Raw genomic sequence first — 4288 nt, 5'->3', positions numbered from 1 at the left:
GCCGCCCGGCGGCGCCCCCCCCCCGGCCGGTGCCGCCGATATGACGAGCGAAATGAGAAGAGCGGCGCAGCCCAGCAGGGCGGCCAGAAACGGTCTACGGCGCACGACGATCAACTCCCCCAAAAGCGCGCCCCCAGCGCGCTTCATGACGTGATATCGGTGAGTTTAAAGGATGAAGCGCCCGGAAGGGGAGAGGTGTTTCATTGCGTCAATAAGGGGCGACGGTGAATCCGTGGGGCGTGTGGGGCGAATGGGAATACGAATGCGCATCACCGGGCACATGTGAATCGTCCTGCTGATGTGAATCACTGCGCGAATGCGAATGGGGGGCGCGAGCGGAAAAGAGAAGCGAATGGAAATGGAGCGTGAACGGGAATGGAAGGAGGGGCCGGCCGTCTCGGCCCGACCGTCCCGGACCGGCCAACCCGTGCGGTCCCGGACCGACCGTCCTGTACCGGCCAACCCGGGCCGCTCGGGCCACCCGGACCGGGCCACTCGGACCGGCGGGCCCGCGCGACCCGGGTCAGCAGGCCCGGCGCCACACCCCTAGTTCCCGTTTCTTCGGCATCGAGGACAGCTTCAGCTTGCGGGACTCCGGGCAGAAACTGCTGGTCGGCACCTCGTACTCCACGTGGAAGACCGCCTTGCCCGCCTTGATGAACGGAGTGAGTTCGGCGCACTCGCCGTACTGCGCGCATTCCTCGTTGACGGCGAAGTCGAAGTCGGGAAGCAGTCGGGGAATCTGCGGAAGATCGTTCTTGAGGCCCACCGAGAGGCCCCGGTCGTGCGCGATTTCCGCGATCGTCCGGTTGTAGGCGAGCTGGTCGTCCGCGATGAGCGGGAATCCGGTGTGGTTGCCGTAGCCCTCCACCAGGTCCGGCTCCACCGCGTCGAACCCCTTGTCGCGGCACATGTCGAAGCGGCGCTCCATGACCGGCCGCCGGGTGGAGAGCTGCCGGATGTCCAGCCGGCGTTCGCCCTCCCAGCCGTTGGACGCGCCCAGCAGGGCCCGCGGGAAGCCGCCGCGGTCGGGGGAAGTCCTCCCAGGCGCCGACGTCGACGTAACAGATGACCTTGCGGCCGTCGCGGTGCAGCCGGGCCACGTCAGCGGGGGGTTGTCACGTCCCGGGCCCGCAGCCCGTGGCGCACCCGCACGTACCGGTGACTTTCACATCCCCGCCATCGCACCCTTCCCTGTCGTTCGGCGCCCTTGGAAAACTCCTTGCGCGCAAGTCCCGTCAGTTCCCGCCAGCCGTGCGCGTCACGACGAGAGAGGTACCTCAACCATGTCCGAGGTCAATCGGCGCCGCTTCCTCCAACTCGCGGGCGCCACAACGGCGTTCACGGCCCTGTCGAGCAGCATCGCGCGGGCCTCCGCGCTCCCGGCCCACCATCGCACGGGGTCCATCGAGGATGTCGAGCACATCGTCGTGCTGATGCAGGAGAACCGGTCCTTCGACCACTACTTCGGCTCCCTGCGCGGTGTGCGCGGCTTCGGCGACCCGCGCCCGGCCTCGCCCACGCCCGGCCGGACGGTGTGGCGCCAGTCCGACGGGACCAAGGACGTCCTGCCCTTCCACCCCGATGCCGACGACCTGGGCATGGCGTTCCTCCGGGACCTGCCGCACGGCTGGAACGACGGACACGCGGCCTTCGACGGCGGCAGATACGACAAGTGGGTGCCGGCCAAGTCGGCGACGACGATGGCGTATCTGACCCGCGACGACATCCCGTTCCACTACGCGCTCGCCGACGCCTTCACCATCTGCGACGCCTACCACTGCTCCTTCATAGGCTCCACCGACCCCAACCGCTACTACATGTGGACCGGTTACACCGGCAACGACGGCCGCGGCGGCGGTCCGGTCCTCGGCAACGACGAGGCCGGCTACAGCTGGACGACCTATCCCGAACGCCTGGAGCAGGCGGGCGTCTCCTGGAAGATCTACCAGGACGTCGGCGACGGCCTGGACGCGGCCGGCAGCTGGGGCTGGATCCCCGACGCCTACCGAGGCAACTACGGCGACAACTCCCTTCTCTACTTCGACCAGTACCGCAACGCCAGGCCCGGCGAGCCCCTCTACGACAAGGCCCGCACCGGCACCGACGCCCGCAAGGGCGAGGGATTCTTCGACCGGCTCAGGGCCGACGTCACCGGCGGCACGCTGCCGCAGGTCTCCTGGATCGTCGCCCCCGAGGCGTTCACCGAGCACCCCAACTGGCCCGCCAACTACGGCGCCTGGTACGTCGCCCAGGTCCTGGACGCCCTGACCGCCGACCCGGCCGTCTGGGCGCGCACGGCCCTGTTCATCACGTACGACGAGAACGACGGCTTCTTCGACCACCTGGTACCGCCCTTCCCGCCGGCCTCGGCCGCGCAGGGCAAGTCCACCGTCGACACCGGCCCGGACGTCTTCAAGGGCGACAGCGGCCATGTCGCCGGCCCCTACGGCCTGGGCCAGCGGGTGCCGATGCTCGTCGTCTCGCCCTGGAGCAAGGGCGGTTACGCCTGCTCCGAGACGTTCGACCACACCTCGATCATCCGGTTCGTGGAGCGCCGCTTCGGTGTGCACGAGCCGAACATCTCGCCCTGGCGGCGTGCGGTCTGCGGCGACCTCACCTCGGCGTTCGACTTCTCCCGCGCCGACACCCGGCCGGTGGTCCTGCCGGACACCGACGGCTACCGGCCGCCGGACGGCGACCGCCACCCCGACTACGTGCCCACCCCGCCCGCCGGTCCCGTGCTGCCCCGGCAGGAATGCGGCTCGCGGCCGACCCGGCCGCTCAAGTACGCCCCGCTGGTGGACGGTTCGGCAGCCCCGGACGCCGGGACGTTCACGCTCACCTTCGCCTCCGGCGCCCAGGCCGGCGCGGCCTTCCTCGTCACCTCGGGCAATCGGACGGACGGCCCCTGGACCTACACCACCGAAGCCGGCAAGTCCGTCTCCGACACCTGGAACACGGCGTACTCCGCGGGCTCGTACGACCTCACGGTGCACGGCCCGAACGGCTTCCTGCGCACCTTCAAGGGGTCGGGCACGGCCGCGGCGGGCCCCGAGGTCACCGCCCGCCACCACGGCGACGCCGTCGAACTGACCCTCACCAACAAGGGCTCGGCCGCGGTGGAGCTGAGGCTGGCCAACGGCTACGGCGGCCGCGCGCGCACCTTCAAGGTGCGTCCCGGTGCCACGGTCCGGCACACGGTCGACCTGACCGCGAGCGGACGTTGGTACGACCTCACGGTCTCGTCCGCCACCGACACGGCCTATCTGCGGCGATTCGCCGGACATGTGGAGAATGGCCGACCCGGCGTCAGTGATCCTGCCCTCGCCACCGGATGACCGGGTGCGTGGTCACCGCGGACAGCCGTTCCCGGGGACTGGTCAGGTCCCCGTACGCGCAGGGTAGTGTGCCCCGGTGACCACGCATTCGAACACACCTGCAGGCTGGTACCCCGATCCGCACGGAGCGTCTCAGACCCTCCGTTACTGGGACGGCGCGCAGTGGACCGAGCAGACCGCCCCCGACCAGAAGCAGGGCGGACAGGCCCCCGCCGCGCCGCACATCCCGCAGCAGGCCGACCCGCGCGTGCAGCAGCAGGTGCAGCAGGAAGCCGGTGTGGCCCCGAGCGGTCCCGGCGGCGGCACGCTGTTCTCCGAGCCGGTCCTGGTGGTGAACCAGAAGGCCAAGCTGATCGAGCTGACCAACGAGTACAAGGTCATGGATCAGAACGGCAACGCGCTCGGCTCGGTCGTCGAGGTCGGCCAGGGCGTGTTCCGGAAGATCCTGCGTTTCGTCTCCAGCCTCGACCAGTACCTCACCCACAAGCTGGAGATCCGGGACGCCCACGGGCAGCCCGTCCTGCTGCTCACCCGCCCGGCCAAGATATTCAAGTCCCGGGTGGTCGTGCAGCGTCCGGACGGTCAGCCGGTCGGTGAGATCGTCCAGCAGAACATGATCGGCAAGATCAACTTCGCCATCAATGTCAACGGTCAGAAGATCGGTGCCATCAAGGCGGAGAACTGGCGCGCCTGGAACTTCGCGATCGTCGACCACGCGGAGAACGAGGTCGCCCGGATCACCAAGACCTGGGAGGGCCTGGCCAAGACCCTCTTCACGACCGCGGACAACTACGTCCTCCAGATCCACTACCAGCTGCCCGAGCCGCTGCTGAGCCTGGTGGTCGCGACGGCCCTGACGGTCGACACGGCCCTGAAGCAGGACTCCAGGGGCCTCGGCTGACGCCGACGGCGGGGGGCTTAGGCACAGACGCGGAAATCCCGCGCAC

At 69.2% G+C, this 4288-nt stretch carries 2 protein-coding genes and 1 pseudogene; 2 read left to right on the top strand and 1 reads right to left on the bottom strand.

Features of this window, described 5'->3' with window-relative positions; genetic code table 11:
- Positions 1-523 precede the first annotated feature (523 nt).
- Positions 524-1109: pseudogene (locus ABT085_RS44400) on the bottom strand (endo alpha-1,4 polygalactosaminidase); the annotation flags it as partial.
- 177 nt (positions 1110-1286) lie between these two features.
- Here ABT085_RS44400 and ABT085_RS44395 point away from each other — a divergent pair.
- Both ABT085_RS44395 and ABT085_RS44390 read left to right on the top strand, forming a co-directional pair.
- Positions 1287-3341 (top strand): phosphocholine-specific phospholipase C, encoded by a 2055-nt coding sequence (locus tag ABT085_RS44395; protein WP_351622347.1) that lies wholly within the window; start codon positions 1287-1289, stop codon positions 3339-3341.
- A 76-nt stretch (positions 3342-3417) separates the two neighbouring features.
- On the top strand, positions 3418-4242 hold the full coding sequence (locus ABT085_RS44390) for an LURP-one-related family protein (RefSeq protein WP_351622344.1): 825 nt from the start codon (positions 3418-3420) through the stop codon (positions 4240-4242).
- Positions 4243-4288: the final 46 nt, after the last annotated feature.

Source organism: Streptomyces sp. NPDC002265, assembly GCF_040296125.1.
In the GTDB taxonomy this organism is placed as follows: Bacteria; Actinomycetota; Actinomycetes; order Streptomycetales; family Streptomycetaceae; genus Streptomyces.
This window is presented reverse-complemented; position numbering and strand designations above follow the sequence as displayed.

Excerpts from the sequence above, each read along its gene's own strand:
- ABT085_RS44395 (WP_351622347.1), top strand. The coding sequence starts at position 1,287 with ATGTCCGAGGTCAATCGGCGCCGCTTCCTCCAACTCGCGGGCGCCACA.